Below are 16,415 nucleotides of genomic sequence, written 5' to 3' on the forward strand. Positions count from 1 at the left end.
GGAGAACGCCATGAATTTTCAGCAACTGCGGGCCGTGCGCGAAGCCGCACGCAACGGCTACAACCTGACCGAAGTGGCCCAGGTGCTCTATACCTCGCAGCCGGGCGTGAGCCGCCAGATCCGCGAACTGGAAGACGAGCTGGGGGTGGATATCTTCATTCGTGCTGGCAAGCGGCTGACGGGCCTGACTCCACCGGGCGAGGCGATCTTGCCCATTGTGGACCGGCTGCTGCTCGAATCGGAGAATCTGCGCCGCGCGGGCGCGGATTTTCATGCCAGCCGCAGTGGGCAGCTGAGCATTGCCGCCACGCACTCGCAGGCGCGCTATGCGCTGCCGGTGGTGGTGCGCGATTTTCGGGCCCAGTTCCCCGATGTAGCGCTGCACCTGCACCAAGGCTCGCCCCGCCAGGTGGCCGAGATGCTCTTGAGCGGAGCGGCGGACATCGGTGTGGCCACTGAAGCGCTCACGGGTTATGCCAGCCTGGCCACCTTGCCGGGCTACCGCTGGACGCACAGCGTCGTCGTGCCACTGGGCCACCCGCTGCTGGCGCAGGTGGAATCGGGCAGACCTCTCACCCTGCAGTCGCTGGTGCGCTTTCCCATCATCACCTACGAGCAGGGCTATACCGGCCGCGCGCATATCGACGAATCCTTTGCCACCGCGGGCCTGGAGCCCAATGTCGTGCTGACGGCCATGGATGCCGATGTGATCAAGACCTATGTGGAGCTGGGCATGGGGATTGGCATCGTCGCGTCGATTGCCTTCGATGAGGAGCGTGATCGCCATTTGCGTGCGCTGGACGCGGGACATCTGTTCAAGGTCAACACCACCCGTATCGCGCTGCGCAAAGGAGTGTGGCTGCGCGCCTATGCGCTGCAGTTCATCGAGAGCTTTGTGCCGACCCTGACCCGTGATGTCGTGCTGCAAGCGGTGTCTGCCGCCGCTCCTGAAGAGGATGCCTCTGTGAACGCTGTGCAAAAGGCGGCTTAAGCTAAGTTAATTGTTTGAATAATTTGTTTTTCTTGTTCTGATATGTGTACGCTATGATGCGGTTTTTCAACCAGTATCAAGAAGGGGATAGCGTATGCGTAAAGCTCTGGTTCTGACGGCCATGGCGGGTAGCCTGGCTCTGGTCGGCTGTAAAACCATGGACACGGGCAACATCGGCAGCATGGTAGACAGCGGCTCAGCGGCAATGAAGGCCATGACCCTGTCTGACGGCGATGTGGTGACCCTGTCCAACGAGTCCTGCCAGGCCATGGATGCAGAGAACAAGATCGCACCGGCCAACAGCAAGTACACCCAGCGCCTGAACAAGGTGATTGCCAACATGCCCAAGGACATCGACGGCAAGAAAGCTGTCTACAAGGTGTACCTGACCAGCGACGTGAACGCCTGGGCCATGGCAAATGGCTGCATCCGCGTCTACAGCGGCCTGATGGACCTGATGAACGATGACGAGCTGCGCGGCGTGATTGGCCACGAAATTGGCCACGTCGCCCTGGGCCACAGCAAAAAGCGCATGCAGACCGCCTACGCAACTTCGGCAGCGCGCCAGATCGCAGCCAACAGTGGCAACTCGGCGCTGTCGTCGCTCTCGCGCTCGCAGGCGGGCGAGCTGGGCGAGAAATTCGTCCACGCACAGTTCTCGCAATCGAATGAATCTGAAGCCGACAACTATTCGTTTGACCTGCTCACCAAGCAGAAGATGGAGCGCAAGGGTCTGGTCACCGCATTCCAGAAGCTGGCCAAACTTGGCGGTGGCGGCGGCAACTCGCTGATGAGCTCGCACCCCCCATCGGAAGAGCGCGCCAAGGCCATGCAGGCCCGCCTGGACGGCAAGAAGTAAAGACACCCGGTTGGGGTGGAATGAATGCACAGGCCCTTGGCAGACGCCAAGGGCCTTTTTTATATGCTGTGCGCATTGTGGCGCCATGGGCTTCGCTCCAATGCGCTGTTGACTGACGAAAAAAGCCGGGTGAGCGGGCACAATGCTCTTATCCACGCAAAAGCAAAAAAGGAGGAGCCATCATGGTTGACAAGCATTTGCCCGCACGCAGCATCCGAGGGGCAGGAAGAGGGCAGAACGTGCTGCGCCGTCTGTGCGCGTCCTTGCTGGTGCTGGGCGCGATGGCGGGGCTGGCTGGAGGTGCCTGGGCGGAGGGCTTGCGGCCGGCAGGCACCGGATGGGGCCTGTCCTCTGGTTCGTGGGCAACCCCTGTCCATGCGCGCGACCGCGATTACCGCAGCCGAGAAGAAAAGATACGCGAGCACGAGCGCTCGCAAGGCTATTACAGCAATGATGATCGCAGGGCAGAGCGTCGTGATCGCCAGGATCGGCTCAGAGAGCAGCGCCTGCGGGAGAGGCGCCACAAGAACCGCTCATCCAACCACCGCCGCCACCCACCGACGCAGCCCGCGCAGGACTGGCAGCGCTGAGCTGCCAGGCCTCGCCGCAAACCCGTCCGCACGAGTCGCCATGGGCTCAGGGGCCTGCATTTGCTGAGACCGGGACTGCTATGCTGTGGCTGCATTCGGTCCTGAAAGCTCTTTGATGAAACTGCTTTTGCTCAGCAACTCCCGTGCCCCTGATGGCGGCTACCTCACCCAGCAACGCGATGTGATCGCCGCTACCTTGCAAGGGGTGCGCAAGGCATTGTTTGTACCGTTTGCCGGGGTCACCATCAGTTGGGACGATTACACCGCCCAGGTGCAGGCCGCCATTGCGCATACCGGCGTGCACCTGGTGGGCGCGCATGCAGATGACGCCGTGGAGCAGTTTCTGGCGGGCGAGGTGCAGGCCATCATCGTGGGCGGAGGCAACACCTTTCAACTGCTGGCCGAGTGCCGCAGGCGCGGCTGGCTGGTGCGCCTTGGCGATGCGGCGCGGTCGGGCCGCATGCCCTACATCGGCTGGAGCGCAGGTGCCAATCTGGCGGGGCTGACGATCAATACGACGAACGACATGCCCATCGTCAACCCGCACGGCTTTGGCGCGCTGGGGCTGGTGCCTTTTTGCATCAACCCGCACTACAACAATAGCCTGCCGCCCGGCCATCAGGGCGAAACCCGCGACCAGCGCCTGGCCGAGTTTCTGGTGGCCAACCCGCAGATGCGCGTGGTGGCGCTGCCCGAGGGAACCTGGCTGGAGGTGAATGACAGCGCTGTCGTGGTGGGTGGCGCCTATCCGGCCAGGCTGTTTACCGCGAATGCGGACGCGCAGGATCTGGCACTGGGCGCGCGCATCTAGGCACGGCCAAGCGGCGCTTTTATCTAATCCAGCCGGCGCACATCGCCATTGGTGGGCGAGGCGCTTTCGTGGAACAGGTCTTCCAGGTATTGCACCAGTTCGTGCTCCTCGACGAAATCGGGGATCACAAAGCCTGCGGGGCGGCGTTTGCCGTCGGAGCCGACCGCCATAACCTGCCAGGCATCGCCCTGGCGCTCCACATCAACAACGCGGGTGTAGATACAAAATCGCATGGAATAGCCTGTTGCGGGTGGGGCGTGCATTCGTCTGTGGTACAGAGCTGCACGGCCATTGATGGCATGTGTCCTGCAGCACTCCCTGTACCCGGCGATGCCAGGGCACAGGGGGCAGCCGGTGTCCCGGCCTGGCTTACAGGCGCTCGAAAATCGCTGCAATGCCCTGGCCGCCGCCAATGCACATGGTCACCAGTGCATAGCGGCCGCCCGTGCGGTGCAGTTCGTGGATGGCCTTCACCGTGATGATGGCGCCGGTCGCCCCGATCGGGTGGCCCAGTGAGATGCCGGAGCCATTGGGGTTGACCTTGGCTGGGTCGGCGCCCAGGCCCTTGGTGACGGCGCAGGCCTGCGCTGCAAAAGCTTCGTTGGCCTCGATCACGTCCATCTGGTCGAGCTTGAGCCCCGTCTTGGCCAGCACGGCCTTGGATGCAGGAATGGGGCCAATGCCCATGATCTTGGGCTCGACACCCGCGTGCGCGTATCCGACCAGACGGGCGAGCGGCTTGGCGCCGCGCGCGGCTGCGGCGGAAGCTTCCATCAGCACCACGGCGGCGGCGGCATCGTTGATGCCCGAGGCGTTGGCGGCGGTGACGGTGCCGTCTTCCTTGGCGAACACGGGCTTCATCTTCTGGAAGTCCTCGATCTTGGCTCCGGCGCGGAAGTGCTCGTCCTTGTCGAAGGCGACTTCGCCCTTCTTGCTCTTGAGCATGACGGGCACGATCTGGCCCGCAAAGCGGTTTTCGGCCCAGGCGGCTTCGGCGCGCTGGTGGCTGGTGAGGGCCAGCTGGTCCTGGTCGTCGCGGCTGATGCCAAATTCCTTGGCCACGTTCTCGGCTGTCACGCCCATGTGGATCTTGTGGAACGGATCGTGCAGGGCGCCGGTCATCATGTCGACCATCTGCGTGTCGCCCATGCGGGCGCCCCAGCGGGTGTTGAGGCTGGCGTAGGGTGCGCGGCTCATGTTTTCGGCACCAGCGCCAATGGCGATGTCGTAGTCGCCCAGCAAAATGCCCTGGCTCGCGCTGACGATGGCCTGCAGGCCCGAGCCGCACAGGCGGTTCACGTTCATGGCGGGCGTTTCCTTGGGGCAGCCGCCATTGATGGCTGCCACGCGGCTGAGGTACATGTCCTTGGGCTCGGTGTTGACCACATGGCCGAACACCACATGGCCCACATCCTTGCCTTCGACGCCTGCGCGGGCAAGCGATTCCTTGACGACCAGCGCGCCCAGCTCGGTCGGTGGAGCATCCTTGAGGCTGCCGCCAAAGGTGCCGATGGCGGTGCGCACGGCGCTGCAGACAAGTACTTCACGGGTCATGGTGTATCTCCTTGGATGGGTATGCGAAAACGCGAACGAAAACAGTATGCCGCGCGTGGGAAACTACTTCTTATTGGTGCGCTGCAGCATGGTCGCATTATTGCCAGCCTCGCGCCTGCTGGACAAGTCGGTATCGCTACGGACAGGCATACAGCGCGCCTTGGCGACACTGCTGCGGCGAAGGTGAGGGCACAAAAAGAGCAGCTGGCACACAACGGATGTACACCAGGTGCTATCTTTTTAGAATTGCCTGGATGCGGTTTCAGGCAGGCGCATGCGTCACCGCCTCGATGTTGTAGCCGTCCGGGTCGCGGACGAAGGCTGCATAGTAGTGCGCGTGGTAATGCCTGCGCGGGCCGGGAGGGCCATTGTCAATGCCTCCGGCGGCTAGCGCCGCCGTGTAGAAGGCCTGTACCTGCGCCTGGCTGGCGGCCCGAAAGGCTACATGGACGCACTGCGAGTGCGGAGTACCTTCACGAATCCAGAAATCGCCACCGGGGTCGGCACTCTGGAGGGGCGTTGCACTGCCAAAGCCGACGGCGCCGGGATGCAGCTTGCGCATTTCATAGCCCAGCGGCGCCAGCACCCGCGTGTAGAAGGCGCGGCTGCGCTCCAGGTTGCTGACGTTGATGCCAATGTGGTCAAGCATGGTGGCAATGGGGGTTCTTACGGCTCACGTACGTCGGCTACCACGTTCTGGCCGAAATCCGGGCGGTCCAGCCAGGCCAGCACCTTGGCGCCAGCTTCTGCCGGAGAGCTGAGTTTGCCGCCTTCGTGCAGGCCCTTGAAGTTGGCCACATCGGGGAAGGCGCCCGCGTCGGCGCTGCGCAATTGCACCTGCATGTCGGTGTCGATCACGCCCGGGGCAAGCGAGACGATCCGGGCGCCATGGGGCTTGTGCGCTTCTTCCAGGGCCACACAGCGGGCATAGGCATCCATGCCCGCCTTGGCGGTGCAGTAAGCGGCCTGCGATGCCATGGGGCGACGGCCCAGGCCAGAGGACACATTCAGCACTTTTTTCGGAATGCTCCAGCCATCGGTTGCGCCCAGAAAGACCCCGGTCAGCGCCATGGGCGCTTCCAGGCCCACGCGCAGCGCGTTGCGCAGGTCTGCGGTCGGTACGGCAGACAGGGGGGCGATCTGCGGGATGACCCCCGCATTGTTGATGAGCGTGACGCTGGCCCAATCTGCAGGATTGAGGCTGCGCAGCCAGTCGCCCAGGCGCTGGGCGGCGGCATCGGTATCTCCCAGGTCTTGCTCCCACTGAATGAGATGGGCAGGCGCGGGGGCTGCTGCCGCCAGTTCGCTGGAAGTGCGGCGCGCAATGCTGAGCACGGTGTGACCCTGAGCCAGTAACTGCTGGCCCATGGCCAGGCCCATGCCGCGCGAGCCGCCGGTGAGAATGTGGAGATGTTTGGTCATAGCCATCAATGCTAACGGCAGTTGGTGCCCGTTTCGCCCCTCGCAGCTTCATCCTTTTCTATCGGTTTGGCTGCACACTTCGAAGAGCTTGGTTAGGATGGCTGGGTTTGATTGATTCAGGAGAAATTGCACCATGGGCCAGCAAAAAGTTGCCATCGTGATCGCCGGCGGTTCCGGCATGGGCGCTGCAGCCGCACGCCAACTGCACCAGGCCGGTTTTGCCGTCGGCATTCTGTCGTCTTCGGGCAAGGGCGAGGCTCTGGCCAAGGAGCTGGGCGGTGTCGGCGTGACCGGGTCGAACCAGAATGTGGCCGACATGCAGAAGCTGGTGGACGCGGTGATGCAGCGCTTTGGCCGTATCGATGTGTTGGTCAATGGCGCAGGCCACGGCCCCAAGGGTGATCTGCTAGCCATCAGCGATGAAGACTGGATCAAGGGCCTGGAAGTATATTTTCTGAACGTGGTGCGAGCCACGCGGCTGGTGGCGCCCATCATGCAGGCCCAGGGCGGCGGCGCGATCATCAATATCTCGTCGGCCTGGGCGTTTGAGCCCGCGGCGTTGTTTCCCACCTCGGCCATGGCGCGCTCGGGCCTCGCAGCGTTCACCAAAATCTTCTGCGACGAGTACGGCAAGCACAACATTCGCATGAACAATGTGCTGCCCGGCTGGATCGACAGCCTGCCCAAGAAGGACGAGCGGCAGGCCGCCGTGCCGCTGCAGCGCTACGGCACGGCCGATGAGATCGGGGCGACGGTGGCGTTTCTGGCGTCCGAGGGCGCCGCTTACATCACCGGGCAGAACATCAAGGTCGATGGCGGCCTGATGCGTCATATTTGAGGCCTTGCATCGGAGCCGGCGTCGGCCGGTTTCCACCCCCTTGCTGCTGGCGCTTGGTTGGTGAGCGCGAGCAGCTATTTTTATGGTGAAGCCTTCCAAGGGGGGAGGGGGACGGGCTTTCATTGGTTACCCGCGCTGCATGCTCGCTGCGTGGAGAGCGTGGCGGAAGGGGATGGGGCGGTGGTGGGCGCCGTGCGGGGTGCCAGCGTCACCAGCACAATGCCGATGACCACAGGGACGATGCCCAGAAAATCGGCCAGTGCCAGGGGCTCGCCCAGCACCGCCCAGCCAACGATCAGGCCCAGTGGCGGAGTCAGAAAGAACCAGGCGCTGGCGCTGCTCGCATCGGTGCGGCGCAGCAGGGCGAACCAGAGCGTGTAGCCCGCGATGGAAACCACGGCCACCGACCAGAGCATGGATGCGGCAAAGCGCAGGTTCAGGTGCACATCGGACCAGCGCTCCACAGACAGCGCCCACGGCAGCATGATGGCCGAAGCGAGCAGCAGTTGCAGCGCAATATTGGCGGTACTGCCGACTCCAATGCGCAGGCGCTTGTACAGCACGGTGCCGAGCGAAATCAGCAAGAGCGCGAGCAGCAGCATGAGCGTGCCGTGCCAGGAATCGAGTGGGCCGCCCAGCCGGTGGCGCACGATGAAGGCCATGCCTGCAAAGCCCAGCAGCAGGCCCGCAAGCTTGCGCCCGGTGAGCCGTTCGCGCAGCAGCGGCATGGCAAGCAGGGCCACCACAATGGGCGCGGCCCCGATCACGATGGTGGCCAGACCTGCGGAGACCTCGCGCATGGCGCTCCAGCTCACGCCCAGGTACAGCGCGTGGTTGCAGGCTGCCATCAGCAGCAGGCTGGCGAGTTCGCGGCGGCTGGGGCGAATGCGTTCGCCCCGGTGGTAACTCCAGGCAAGCAGCAGCGCCCCCGCACAGAAAAACCGCATGGCCAGGAACAGCAGCGGCGAGCTGTCGAGCAACGCAAACTTGGTGGCGGCAAACGCACTGGCCCAGACCAGGGTGAATGGAATGGCAAAGGCCAGCACCGTCAGGCGGGGCGGCAGTGGCGAGGCCGAAGAAGGGGGCAGGGCAGGCATGGCAGTGGGCGGCAAAAGAGGATGACAAATCCACTGTAGGGGTTTAAGCTGATATTTGGAAATTCAAAGTTTCCATGTGAGATATTTGATTTGTCGATGGCTTGCCTGCAGGAGACTCGAATGGCCGACTTTGATATCAGCTTGTTGCGCACTTTCGCCTCGGTGGTGGACAGCGGCGGGTTTTCGCGCGCGGGTGAGCGGGTGCACCGCACCCAGTCCACCGTCAGCCAGCAGATCAAGAAGCTGGAGGAGCAGGCCGGGCGCCAGCTGCTGTCACGCGGTGCGCGCTCCAGTCTGCTCACGCCCGATGGCGAGCGCATGCTGAGCTATGCACGGCGCATCCTGGCCCTGCACGACGAGGCGCGCAATCTGTTTGCCGAAGACCTGCCCGAGCTGGTGCGCGTGGGCGTCACCGAAGACCTGGCTGTCGATTCGCTGCCCGCCGCGCTCAGCCCGCTGGCGCTGGGAGACGACCATGTGCGGCTGGAGGTGCGGTGCGGCCTCTCGCGGCTTTTGGAGGCCGATTTGGGTAACGGCCTTCTCGATGTAGCGCTGTTTCGCCGTGTGGAAAGCCAGCCGAGCTCCGGCCCGGACTGCTGGGCAGAAAGCCTGCAATGGGTATGCGCCCAAGGCAGCCGCCCTGAGCAATCGCAGGTGCTGCCGCTGGTGCTCTTTCCGCATGAGTGCATCCTGCGCGGCTATGCGCTCGGTCAGCTCGACGCCATGGGCCGGCGCTGGCGCATTGCCTATACCAGCCCGAATGTATCGGGCATCCAGGCTGCCGTGCGCGCGGGGCTGGGCGTGGCATTGCTGTCGCAGCGCATGCTGCCCTTGCAGGGGCTGCGGGTGATTGCGCCGGGCGAGGGCCTGCCGTCACTGCCGCAGGTTTCCGTGCTGCTGCGCAGCGGCCCGGGCGCATTGGGGCCGCGGGCCCAGCAGGTGATGGAGTTGCTGCGCGCGCACATGGATGAGACGGTGGCTGCCTCCCATAAGCAGGCGTCCGTATGGGCCTGATCCGATCCGATTAAAAATCTGCGGGCAGGGTGCATGCCACCGGCACCTGCGTCACCGGGTGCATGAAGGCAATGTGCTGGGCCTGAAGCAACAGGCGGGGCGCCATCGCCTGTACCTCGGGCGCGGCATACAGGCTGTCGCCCAGTATCGGGTGCCCTATAGCTTGCAGGTGCAGGCGCAGCTGGTGGGTGCGGCCGGTGACGGGGGCCAGCCACAAGCGCGTGCTGCCTACCGGGGTGGCAGGCAGGGCAGCGGCTTGCGGGCCTGTTTCCGCACGCCACCAGGTCTGGCTGGGCTTGCCGATGACATGGTCTACGCGCTGAAGCGGGCGACGCTCCCAGTCTGCGATCAACGGCAGGTCGATCAGGCTCCAGCGTTCTCCGTCTTGCGGCATGCCGGTGAGCAGGCCCGTATCGGCAGGCATTGGCTGCGGCACAGGAGAGCCGCTGGCGACAGCCATGTAGCGCTTGTCCACCTTGCGAGCGGCAAAGGCGTCGCCCAGTGCGCGCTGCACGGCCAGGCTGCGCGCCATCACCACCAGGCCCGAGGTCGCCTGATCGAGCCGGTGCACTACCAGTGCATCCGGCCACTGCTCCTGGGCACGGCTGCTGAGGCAATCGAGCTTGTCCGGCCCCTTGCCGGGAACGCACAGCAGGCCCGAGGGCTTGTTCAGCACCACGAGGTGCGCATCTTCGTACACAGGAATCAACACGGGCCACCGTCTCGCCAAAGAAAGACCGACATTGTAGAAACTGTACGGAATGCGACAGCCGCGTGCTGCTGGCCAGCGCGCCTTGCCTTACCGTAACGCCCAAATGCACCAGCGGCATTTGCTCATGCCGATTTGCTGCAACTAGGGTTGCTACGATGGCTGGGTATTACCGGTTGGTGCTACAAAAATGGTTGCTGCTGGCGCTTGCCGGGTAAGCGCTGCACATCAAAAAAACCAAAGGAGAACGTATGCTTGGCCTGATGCAAAACCAGCAATTGCTGACCTCGAACCTGCTGGAGTTTGCGGAGCGTTACCACCGCGATACCGAGATCGTCTCGCGCCGGGTGGAAGGGGATATCCACCGCTACACCTATGCCGATTTTGCCCGGCGCGCGCGCCAGGTGGCAGGCACGCTCGATGCGATGGGTCTCGCGCCGAGCACGCGCGTGGCCACCCTGGCCTGGAACGGATACCGCCACCTGGAGCTGTATTACGGCGTGGGCGGCTCGGGCCGCGTCATCCATACCGTCAACCCCCGCCTGCACCCTGATCAGATCGCCTGGATCGTGAACCATGCCGAAGACGAGGTGTTGTGCTTTGACATGAGCTTTCTGCCCATCGTCCAGGCAGTACACGCCAGATGCCCCACGGTCCGGCAATGGGTGGCGCTGTGCGATGCAGACAAGCTGCCGGCGGACAGCGGCATTCCCGGCCTGGTATCGTACGAGAACTGGATTGCTTCCACGCCCACCAGCTACACCTGGCCGCAGTTCGATGAAAACACCGCCTGTGGCATGTGCTATACCAGCGGCACCACGGGCAACCCCAAGGCGGTGCTGTATTCGCACCGCAGCACCACCTTGCATGCCTACGGTGCTTCGCTGCCCGACGTGATGGACATTTCGTCGCGCGATGTGGTGCTGCCGGTGGTGCCCATGTTCCACGTCAACGCCTGGGGGCTACCGTATTCGGGGCCATTGAATGGTGCCAAGCTGGTTTTTCCCGGCCCGGGTCTGGATGGCAAATCGGTGTACGAGCTGATCGAGTCCGAAAAAGTGACCTTTGCCGCCGGGGTGCCCACGGTCTGGCAGATGCTGCTCAACCATGTGCAGACCCAGGGCCTGAAGTTCAGCACATTCAAGCGCACGGTGATCGGTGGCTCGGCCTGCCCCCCTGCAATGATCAAGACCTTTCAGGACGACTATGGCGTGACCGTGCTGCATGCCTGGGGCATGACCGAGCTGAGCCCCCTGGGCACCGTCTGCACCCTAAAGAACAAGCACCTGGGCCTTCCTGCAGAGGAGCAGGCGAAGCTGCTGGCCAAGCAGGGTCGGGTGATCTTTGGCGTGGACATGAAGATCGTGGGCGACAACGGCGAGGATCAGCCCTGGGATGGCAAGACCTATGGCGATCTGCTCGTGCGCGGCCCCTGGACGGTGGGCAACTATTACCGCAACGAGGGCTCGTCCCCCCTGGTCAAGGATGCACAAGGGCGTGAATGGTTTCCCACGGGCGATGTGGCCACCATCGATGCCGATGGCTTCATGCACATCACCGACCGCAGCAAGGATGTGATCAAGTCCGGCGGCGAATGGATCAGTTCCATCGACATTGAAAACATCGCCATGGCCCACCCCGCCGTGGCCATGGCCGCCTGTGTGGGCATGCCGCACCCCAAGTGGGACGAGCGCCCGGTGGTGTTTGTGGCCTTGAAGCCGGGCCAGTCGGTCAGCAAGGAAGCACTGCTGGCCTTCTACCAGGGCAAGACCGCCAAGTGGCAGATTCCCGATGATGTGGTGTTTGTCGAGAGCATTCCGCTCGGGGCCACAGGCAAGATGCTGAAAACCCGGCTGCGCGAGCAGCATGCTGGCTACGTATTGCCAACCGCAATATAGCCATCGCTCAGGCTGCGGGGTAGGAGCGAATTTTCAGCACAATCAATGGATGCCGTATAACTGTATTGCGCTTGAAGCTATCAAAATCATAGTATTGGAGATCCATCATGGCGCGTAGGATTCAACAGCTTTTCGATCTGAGCGGCAAGACTGCGCTGGTGACCGGCGGCTCGCGCGGCCTGGGCCTGCAACTGGCGCATGCACTGGGCGAGGCGGGCGCCAAGATTGTCGTTACCAGCCGCAAGGCCACCGAGCTGGAAGCTGCCGTGGCCGAGCTGCGCGGCGCAGGCATCGACGCACGCTGGATTGCTGCCGATTGTGCGGTAGAGACGGAAATTGAGCGTCTGGCCGCAGAAACACTGGAGCGCGTGGGCGACCTGGACATTCTGGTCAACAACGCGGGCGCCAGCTGGGGCGCCCCTGCCGAAGACCACCCAATCGCTGCCTGGGACAAGGTGATGAACCTGAATGTGCGCGGCTATTTTCTGCTATCGCAGCACATCGCCAAGAACAGCATGATTGGTCGGCGCAGCGGCGCCATCATCAACGTGGCCTCCATCGCAGGGTTGGGCGGCAACCCGCTGGCGATGAAAACCATTGCCTACAACACCAGCAAGGGCGCGGTGATCAACTTCACACGCGCGCTGGCGGCCGAGTGGGGGCACTATGGCATTCGCGTCAATGCGCTGGCTCCGGGGTTCTTCCGTACCAAGCTCGCCAACGGACTGATCGACCAGTTGGGCGAAGACCAGATGACCGCCAACGTGCCGCTCGGGCGCCTGGGTGATAACGAAGACCTCAAGGGCGCTGCGGTGCTGCTGGCCAGCGATGCGGGCAAGCACATCACCGGCCAGTTTCTGGCCGTGGACGGCGGCGTGAGCGTGGTGACGGCTGGGTAGACTTCAGGCAGAGCCGCCAGTGGTTCAAAGGAATCAAAGCTCGTGGCTGTACACGATGAACCCCTTGTGCTCTGCCATCTTGTCGTACAGCGCGCGCCCGGCTGAGTTGTGGTGCTGGGTCTGCCAATACACGCGGCAGGCGCCTGCACGGCGGGCCTCGCTGTACACCGCCTCGATCAGTGCCTTGCCAATGCCTTGCCCGCGGCAGGCGGGCAGGGTGAACAGATCCTGCAGATAGCACACCGGCTGCAGGCGTGAAGTGCTGACGTGGAACAGGTAGTGCGTGAGGCCGAGCAGCCGCCCTTCGGATTGCGCCACCAGAGCGAACATCGGTACCACCGGGTTATGAAAACCCTGCCAGGTGTTCTGGGTGATGGCGTCAGGCAGGGCGGTTTCGCCTTCGCGGCCATAGAAGGCGTTGTAGCCATCCCAAAGCGGCTTCCAGCCCAGGTAATCGGTAGGTGCCAGGGGACGGATCTGGGTAGGCATGGTGTGTGGCTCGCTGAATCTGCATGTATGGCCTTTGACTGTAGCGGGTTTGGGGCCGCAACAGAGATGCAGTAGCGCTTTCATGGAAAGCTGCAAGCAGCTGTCACCTAGACGTCAGGGTTTCCCCTTAAATGCGCCAGCAAGCGGTTATGCTTGCTGCATGGGCCGCCCGCCGCCGCGCGGCCTTTGCTTTTTGTCTTTGCGTTCTACGTTCTCATGCTGGAGCCCGCCGTGCTGCCTTTTGAAGTTGAAATCCCCTTTGTCAGTCACCTGGGCTTTAGCTTGCACAAATGGGCCGATGGCGAGAGCGAGCTGCACTACCACGCACGCCCCGAGCACCTCAACAGCTTTGATGTGACGCATGGGGGCGCATCGATGACGCTGCTGGATGTGACCATGGCCCACGCGGCGCGCAGCGCTATTGCAGGCAGCGGTGCGGTCACCATCGAGATGAAAACCAGTTTCATGGCCACGGCCAAGGGCCCGCTGGTCGCCAAGGGCAAGCTGCTCTCGCGCACCAAAACCATGGCTTTCTGCGAAGGCTGGCTGTATGACGAGGCGGGCAAGCTCTGCTGCCATGCCACCGGAACCTTCAAGTACGTGATGCCGGAAGTCGTGCAATCCTTGCAGGCCGCCAAAAAGCAGATCAAGACCGATTGAATTCACCGGCTTCCCTGGCCGCCACCAGCCGCAGCGCTCTGCCTTTGTTTGAGTGATAGATCCCATGCCAAAGCCTTCTTCTCCTGCTGATCAGTTGAACTGGACCTGTCTTTCCTTTGACCAGTTGAGCCTGGGCGATCTGTATGACACGCTGCACGTGCGCTGCCAGGTATTCATTGCCGAGCAGGTGGCGTTTCAGGATCTGGATTACAAAGACCAGAGCGCCTGGCATCTGCTGGGGCGCGATGGGTCTGGTGTGCTGCAATCGTACGCACGCATACTTCCGCCAGGGCTGGCTTACGAAGAACCATCCATTGGCCGGGTGCTGGCCATGGCGGCTGTGCGCGGCACAGGCGCTGGCTGGGAGCTGATGCGCCACGCGATGGCCGAGGTGGAGCAGCGCTGGCCCGGTTCACCGATTCGCATCGGCGCGCAGGCCTATCTGCAAAAGTTCTACGAGGGTTGCGGCTTCGAGGTCGTGTCGCAGCCGTACCTGGAAGACGGCATTCCGCACCTGACCATGCTGTACCGCAGCCAGGGCGCATGAGAGCTGCAGCGCATGCATATCCACCTGCCATGCGCGAAATGGGATATTGCACGACTGCAGTTCAAATCGGCTGCTGGCGCTTGCCAGATGCGCACAGCTGCTCATATTTTCATAGCAAATCGAGCCAGCCATGGATAAGTCTCTGACACCCGATACGGTCTTGGCACCGGCTGCAACCATGAGAGACGGCCTTCCCATGCCCGAGCGGCGCCTGGCAATGCTGGTGATCGTGCTGGGCCTGATAGTAGCCGTGCTCGATGGCTCCATCATGAATCTGGCCCTGCCTACGGTGGCCAAACAGCTCAATGCCCAACCATCGGAGGCGATCTGGATCGTCAATGCCTACCAGCTGGGCACCTTGGGCTTGCTGTTGCCGCTGGCGGCGCTGGGTGAACGCATCGGCTACCGCAAGGTCTACCTGATTGGCATGCTGTGCTTCACCATCGCATCGGCCATTGCCATGCTGGCGCAATCGTTGTGGCTGCTGATTGCAGCGCGCGGCCTGCAAGGTATGGGTGCGGCCGGGGTGATGGCGGTGAACGCGGCGCTGGTGAGGCTGACGTATCCGGCTTCCCGGCTGGGCAAGGGCATGGCGCTCAATTCACTGGTGGTGGCGGTGTCATCGGTTGCCGGGCCGGGCGTGGCGGCCCTGATCCTGTCGATTGCCAGCTGGCCGTGGCTGTTTGCCATCAACGTACCGTTGGGGCTGCTGACTTTGTGGCTGGGGCGCAAGGCCTTGCCGCACAACCCGCCGCAATTGCTGGCCGCGCCTCACGCACGGCTCACGCCAGTGGATGTGGCGCTGAACTTTGCCATGTTCTCGCTGGTGTTCCTGGGGGCAGAGCGCATCGGCGTGCGGCACGATGCCGCTGCCGCTGGGCAGGCCGGCACCGGCTGGGCCATGTTGGGCCTGGGACTGGTGCTGGGTGCCTGGTATGTGCTGCGGCAAAAAAGGCTCACCTTGCCACTGCTGCCGCTCGATCTGCTGCGCATTCCGGTGTTTGCACTCTCCATGGGGGCGTCAATCGGTGCATTCAGCGCGCAGATGCTCTCGTTCATTGCCTTGCCGTTCATGCTGCTCGATGCCTTGGGCCGCAGCCACTTTGCCGCCGGTATGCTGATGACGGCGTGGTCGGCCGCCATCGTGCTGGTGGCGCCGGTGGCGGGCAAGCTCATCGGCAAGGTGGAAGACGGCCTGCTGGGCGGCATCGGCATGGCGATCCTGGCTTTCGGACTGCTCAGTCTGGCCCTGCTGCCTGCCGATCCGGGCGATCTGAACATCGGCTGGCGCATGGCGCTGTGCGGCCTGGGTTTCGGCCTGTTCCAGTCGCCCAACAACCACACCATCGTTACCTCGGCGCCGCTGGCACGTGCCGGAGCCGCCAGCGGCATGCTCGGCACCGCGCGGCTCACGGGGCAATCGCTGGGAGCGGTGCTGGTGGCCATCATCTTCACCTTGTGGCCCGTGCACAGCGGCATGGGCACCACGGTGGCGCTGTACATCGCGGCTGCGTTTGCCGCCATGTCCGCAGTGTTCAGCAGCCTGCGCCTCAAGCACACGGCTACGCATTAGCGCACTAGTGCGCTTGCCGCTGCCGTTTACGTGTGAAGCGCATTTGGGCTTACAAGGGCGTTGTTGCATGACGGTGACTTCCCATCCATGCAAATGCCGCTAGGCATTCACCATGCTTTTTACTTCTTCGTATTGAGAGATCTCAATCGCTTGCGTTCGCTGTCTCTAAACAGCGTCTTCCGACAATCGGTCGCTGATTTTTGGTTGTCTTTATCTACTATCGAGCCCCATACCAAAACACATAAACCAATAAAAACCAGGGGCCAGCATGTCAAGCCGCACCTTTGTCGCCCACAGCCCGCTCGGCGAACAACTGGAATTTCGCTCCATGGAGGGCACCGAGCAGATTTCGCGTCTGTTCCAATTCAGAGGGCTTTGTTGCACAAATCCGGGCCGCAGCGGTAGTAGGCTCGGATGATGAGTGAGACGAACTGGGGTCGGCGCAAGTACCGCACCACAAACTG

Annotated in this window: 18 protein-coding genes; 11 read left to right on the forward strand and 7 right to left on the reverse strand. The window is 63.0% G+C overall.

Annotation, left to right across the window (positions count from 1 at the left end; all coding sequences use genetic code 11):
• The first annotated feature begins 10 nt into the window (after positions 1 to 10).
• The 4 genes from HNP33_RS18010 (at position 11) to pepE (ending at position 3,251) form a co-directional block, all read left to right on the forward strand.
• The gene (locus tag HNP33_RS18010; RefSeq protein WP_184711015.1) at positions 11 to 991 is read left to right on the forward strand and encodes a CysB family HTH-type transcriptional regulator; all 981 of its coding nucleotides are present in this window, start codon (positions 11 to 13) and stop codon (positions 989 to 991) included.
• A gap of 94 nt (positions 992 to 1,085) precedes the next feature.
• Positions 1,086 to 1,850, forward strand: a complete 765-nt coding sequence (locus tag HNP33_RS18015) for a M48 family metallopeptidase (protein WP_184711017.1) — start codon at positions 1,086 to 1,088, stop codon at positions 1,848 to 1,850.
• A 182-nt stretch (positions 1,851 to 2,032) separates the two neighbouring features.
• Entirely contained in the window at positions 2,033 to 2,440 is a 408-nt protein-coding gene (locus HNP33_RS18020) for a hypothetical protein (RefSeq protein WP_184711019.1), read from the forward strand.
• A 115-nt stretch (positions 2,441 to 2,555) separates the two neighbouring features.
• Positions 2,556 to 3,251 carry a dipeptidase PepE gene (gene pepE / locus HNP33_RS18025; protein ID WP_184711020.1) on the forward strand — a complete coding sequence of 232 codons (696 nt, stop codon included), beginning with the start codon at positions 2,556 to 2,558 and terminating at the stop codon, positions 3,249 to 3,251.
• Between the two features lie 23 nt (positions 3,252 to 3,274).
• On the opposite strand, the gene HNP33_RS18030 is transcribed toward pepE, so the two are convergent.
• From HNP33_RS18030 to HNP33_RS18045, 4 genes are all read right to left on the reverse strand, one after another.
• On the reverse strand, positions 3,275 to 3,484 hold the full coding sequence (locus HNP33_RS18030) for a DUF7661 family protein (RefSeq protein WP_233464593.1): 210 nt from the start codon (positions 3,482 to 3,484) through the stop codon (positions 3,275 to 3,277).
• Positions 3,485 to 3,620: 136 nt separating this feature from the next.
• Entirely contained in the window at positions 3,621 to 4,805 is a 1,185-nt protein-coding gene (bktB, locus tag HNP33_RS18035) for a beta-ketothiolase BktB (protein ID WP_184711024.1), read from the reverse strand.
• Between the two features lie 262 nt (positions 4,806 to 5,067).
• Complete coding sequence (locus HNP33_RS18040) at positions 5,068 to 5,454, reverse strand: VOC family protein (protein WP_184711026.1); 387 nt, start codon at positions 5,452 to 5,454, stop codon at positions 5,068 to 5,070.
• Between the two features lie 17 nt (positions 5,455 to 5,471).
• Positions 5,472 to 6,227: an SDR family NAD(P)-dependent oxidoreductase gene (locus HNP33_RS18045; protein WP_184711028.1), complete on the reverse strand. Its 756-nt coding sequence runs from the start codon at positions 6,225 to 6,227 to the stop codon at positions 5,472 to 5,474.
• Between the two features lie 133 nt (positions 6,228 to 6,360).
• Between HNP33_RS18045 and HNP33_RS18050 the strand changes: the two genes are divergently transcribed.
• Positions 6,361 to 7,065 carry an SDR family oxidoreductase gene (locus HNP33_RS18050; protein WP_184711030.1) on the forward strand — a complete coding sequence of 235 codons (705 nt, stop codon included), beginning with the start codon at positions 6,361 to 6,363 and terminating at the stop codon, positions 7,063 to 7,065.
• Positions 7,066 to 7,184: 119 nt separating this feature from the next.
• On the opposite strand, the gene HNP33_RS18055 is transcribed toward HNP33_RS18050, so the two are convergent.
• Positions 7,185 to 8,162, reverse strand: a complete 978-nt coding sequence (locus HNP33_RS18055) for a DMT family transporter (RefSeq protein WP_184711032.1) — start codon at positions 8,160 to 8,162, stop codon at positions 7,185 to 7,187.
• Between the two features lie 120 nt (positions 8,163 to 8,282).
• Between HNP33_RS18055 and HNP33_RS18060 the strand changes: the two genes are divergently transcribed.
• Positions 8,283 to 9,176, forward strand: a complete 894-nt coding sequence (locus tag HNP33_RS18060) for a LysR substrate-binding domain-containing protein (protein ID WP_184711034.1) — start codon at positions 8,283 to 8,285, stop codon at positions 9,174 to 9,176.
• Between the two features lie 10 nt (positions 9,177 to 9,186).
• Here the strand turns inward: HNP33_RS18060 and HNP33_RS18065 are convergent, their stop codons facing one another.
• Positions 9,187 to 9,888, reverse strand: coding sequence for a pseudouridine synthase (locus HNP33_RS18065; protein WP_418903860.1), 702 nt, complete (start codon positions 9,886 to 9,888; stop codon positions 9,187 to 9,189).
• 248 nt (positions 9,889 to 10,136) lie between these two features.
• On the opposite strand from HNP33_RS18065, the gene HNP33_RS18070 reads away from it, so the two are divergent.
• Together HNP33_RS18070 and HNP33_RS18075 are read left to right on the forward strand one after the other, a co-directional pair.
• Positions 10,137 to 11,783 (forward strand): 3-(methylthio)propionyl-CoA ligase, encoded by a 1,647-nt coding sequence (locus HNP33_RS18070; RefSeq protein ID WP_184711036.1) that lies wholly within the window; start codon positions 10,137 to 10,139, stop codon positions 11,781 to 11,783.
• Positions 11,784 to 11,890: 107 nt separating this feature from the next.
• Positions 11,891 to 12,682: an SDR family oxidoreductase gene (locus HNP33_RS18075; protein ID WP_184711038.1), complete on the forward strand. Its 792-nt coding sequence runs from the start codon at positions 11,891 to 11,893 to the stop codon at positions 12,680 to 12,682.
• Between the two features lie 33 nt (positions 12,683 to 12,715).
• Here the strand turns inward: HNP33_RS18075 and HNP33_RS18080 are convergent, their stop codons facing one another.
• Positions 12,716 to 13,171: a GNAT family N-acetyltransferase gene (locus tag HNP33_RS18080; protein WP_184711040.1), complete on the reverse strand. Its 456-nt coding sequence runs from the start codon at positions 13,169 to 13,171 to the stop codon at positions 12,716 to 12,718.
• A 231-nt stretch (positions 13,172 to 13,402) separates the two neighbouring features.
• On the opposite strand from HNP33_RS18080, the gene HNP33_RS18085 reads away from it, so the two are divergent.
• The 3 genes from HNP33_RS18085 to HNP33_RS18095 all read left to right on the forward strand — a co-directional run bounded on the left by HNP33_RS18085 (position 13,403) and on the right by HNP33_RS18095 (position 15,951).
• Entirely contained in the window at positions 13,403 to 13,831 is a 429-nt protein-coding gene (locus HNP33_RS18085) for a PaaI family thioesterase (protein ID WP_184711051.1), read from the forward strand.
• Between the two features lie 64 nt (positions 13,832 to 13,895).
• Positions 13,896 to 14,378 (forward strand): GNAT family N-acetyltransferase, encoded by a 483-nt coding sequence (locus HNP33_RS18090; protein WP_184711042.1) that lies wholly within the window; start codon positions 13,896 to 13,898, stop codon positions 14,376 to 14,378.
• Between the two features lie 130 nt (positions 14,379 to 14,508).
• Positions 14,509 to 15,951 carry an MFS transporter gene (locus tag HNP33_RS18095; RefSeq protein ID WP_233464594.1) on the forward strand — a complete coding sequence of 481 codons (1,443 nt, stop codon included), beginning with the start codon at positions 14,509 to 14,511 and terminating at the stop codon, positions 15,949 to 15,951.
• Positions 15,952 to 16,415: the final 464 nt, after the last annotated feature.

The organism is Comamonas odontotermitis (assembly GCF_014207855.1).
GTDB lineage: Bacteria > Pseudomonadota > Gammaproteobacteria > Burkholderiales > Burkholderiaceae_C > Comamonas > Comamonas odontotermitis_A.

What these genes read in the sequence shown, in the direction of transcription:
- HNP33_RS18095 (WP_233464594.1), top strand. Translation starts at nt 14,509, where the DNA reads ATGGATAAGTCTCTGACACCCGATACGGTCTTGGCACCGGCTGCAACC.
- HNP33_RS18050 (WP_184711030.1), top strand. Translation starts at nt 6,361, where the DNA reads ATGGGCCAGCAAAAAGTTGCCATCGTGATCGCCGGCGGTTCCGGCATG.
- HNP33_RS18070 (WP_184711036.1), top strand. Translation starts at nt 10,137, where the DNA reads ATGCTTGGCCTGATGCAAAACCAGCAATTGCTGACCTCGAACCTGCTG.
- HNP33_RS18030 (WP_233464593.1), bottom strand. Translation starts at nt 3,484, where the DNA reads ATGCGATTTTGTATCTACACCCGCGTTGTTGATGTGGAGCGCCAGGGC.
- HNP33_RS18010 (WP_184711015.1), top strand. Translation starts at nt 11, where the DNA reads ATGAATTTTCAGCAACTGCGGGCCGTGCGCGAAGCCGCACGCAACGGC.
- bktB (WP_184711024.1), bottom strand. Translation starts at nt 4,805, where the DNA reads ATGACCCGTGAAGTACTTGTCTGCAGCGCCGTGCGCACCGCCATCGGC.
- HNP33_RS18015 (WP_184711017.1), top strand. Translation starts at nt 1,086, where the DNA reads ATGCGTAAAGCTCTGGTTCTGACGGCCATGGCGGGTAGCCTGGCTCTG.
- HNP33_RS18060 (WP_184711034.1), top strand. Translation starts at nt 8,283, where the DNA reads ATGGCCGACTTTGATATCAGCTTGTTGCGCACTTTCGCCTCGGTGGTG.
- pepE (WP_184711020.1), top strand. Translation starts at nt 2,556, where the DNA reads ATGAAACTGCTTTTGCTCAGCAACTCCCGTGCCCCTGATGGCGGCTAC.
- HNP33_RS18040 (WP_184711026.1), bottom strand. Translation starts at nt 5,454, where the DNA reads ATGCTTGACCACATTGGCATCAACGTCAGCAACCTGGAGCGCAGCCGC.
- HNP33_RS18080 (WP_184711040.1), bottom strand. Translation starts at nt 13,171, where the DNA reads ATGCCTACCCAGATCCGTCCCCTGGCACCTACCGATTACCTGGGCTGG.
- HNP33_RS18055 (WP_184711032.1), bottom strand. Translation starts at nt 8,162, where the DNA reads ATGCCTGCCCTGCCCCCTTCTTCGGCCTCGCCACTGCCGCCCCGCCTG.
- HNP33_RS18020 (WP_184711019.1), top strand. Translation starts at nt 2,033, where the DNA reads ATGGTTGACAAGCATTTGCCCGCACGCAGCATCCGAGGGGCAGGAAGA.
- HNP33_RS18045 (WP_184711028.1), bottom strand. Translation starts at nt 6,227, where the DNA reads ATGACCAAACATCTCCACATTCTCACCGGCGGCTCGCGCGGCATGGGC.
- HNP33_RS18090 (WP_184711042.1), top strand. Translation starts at nt 13,896, where the DNA reads ATGCCAAAGCCTTCTTCTCCTGCTGATCAGTTGAACTGGACCTGTCTT.
- HNP33_RS18075 (WP_184711038.1), top strand. Translation starts at nt 11,891, where the DNA reads ATGGCGCGTAGGATTCAACAGCTTTTCGATCTGAGCGGCAAGACTGCG.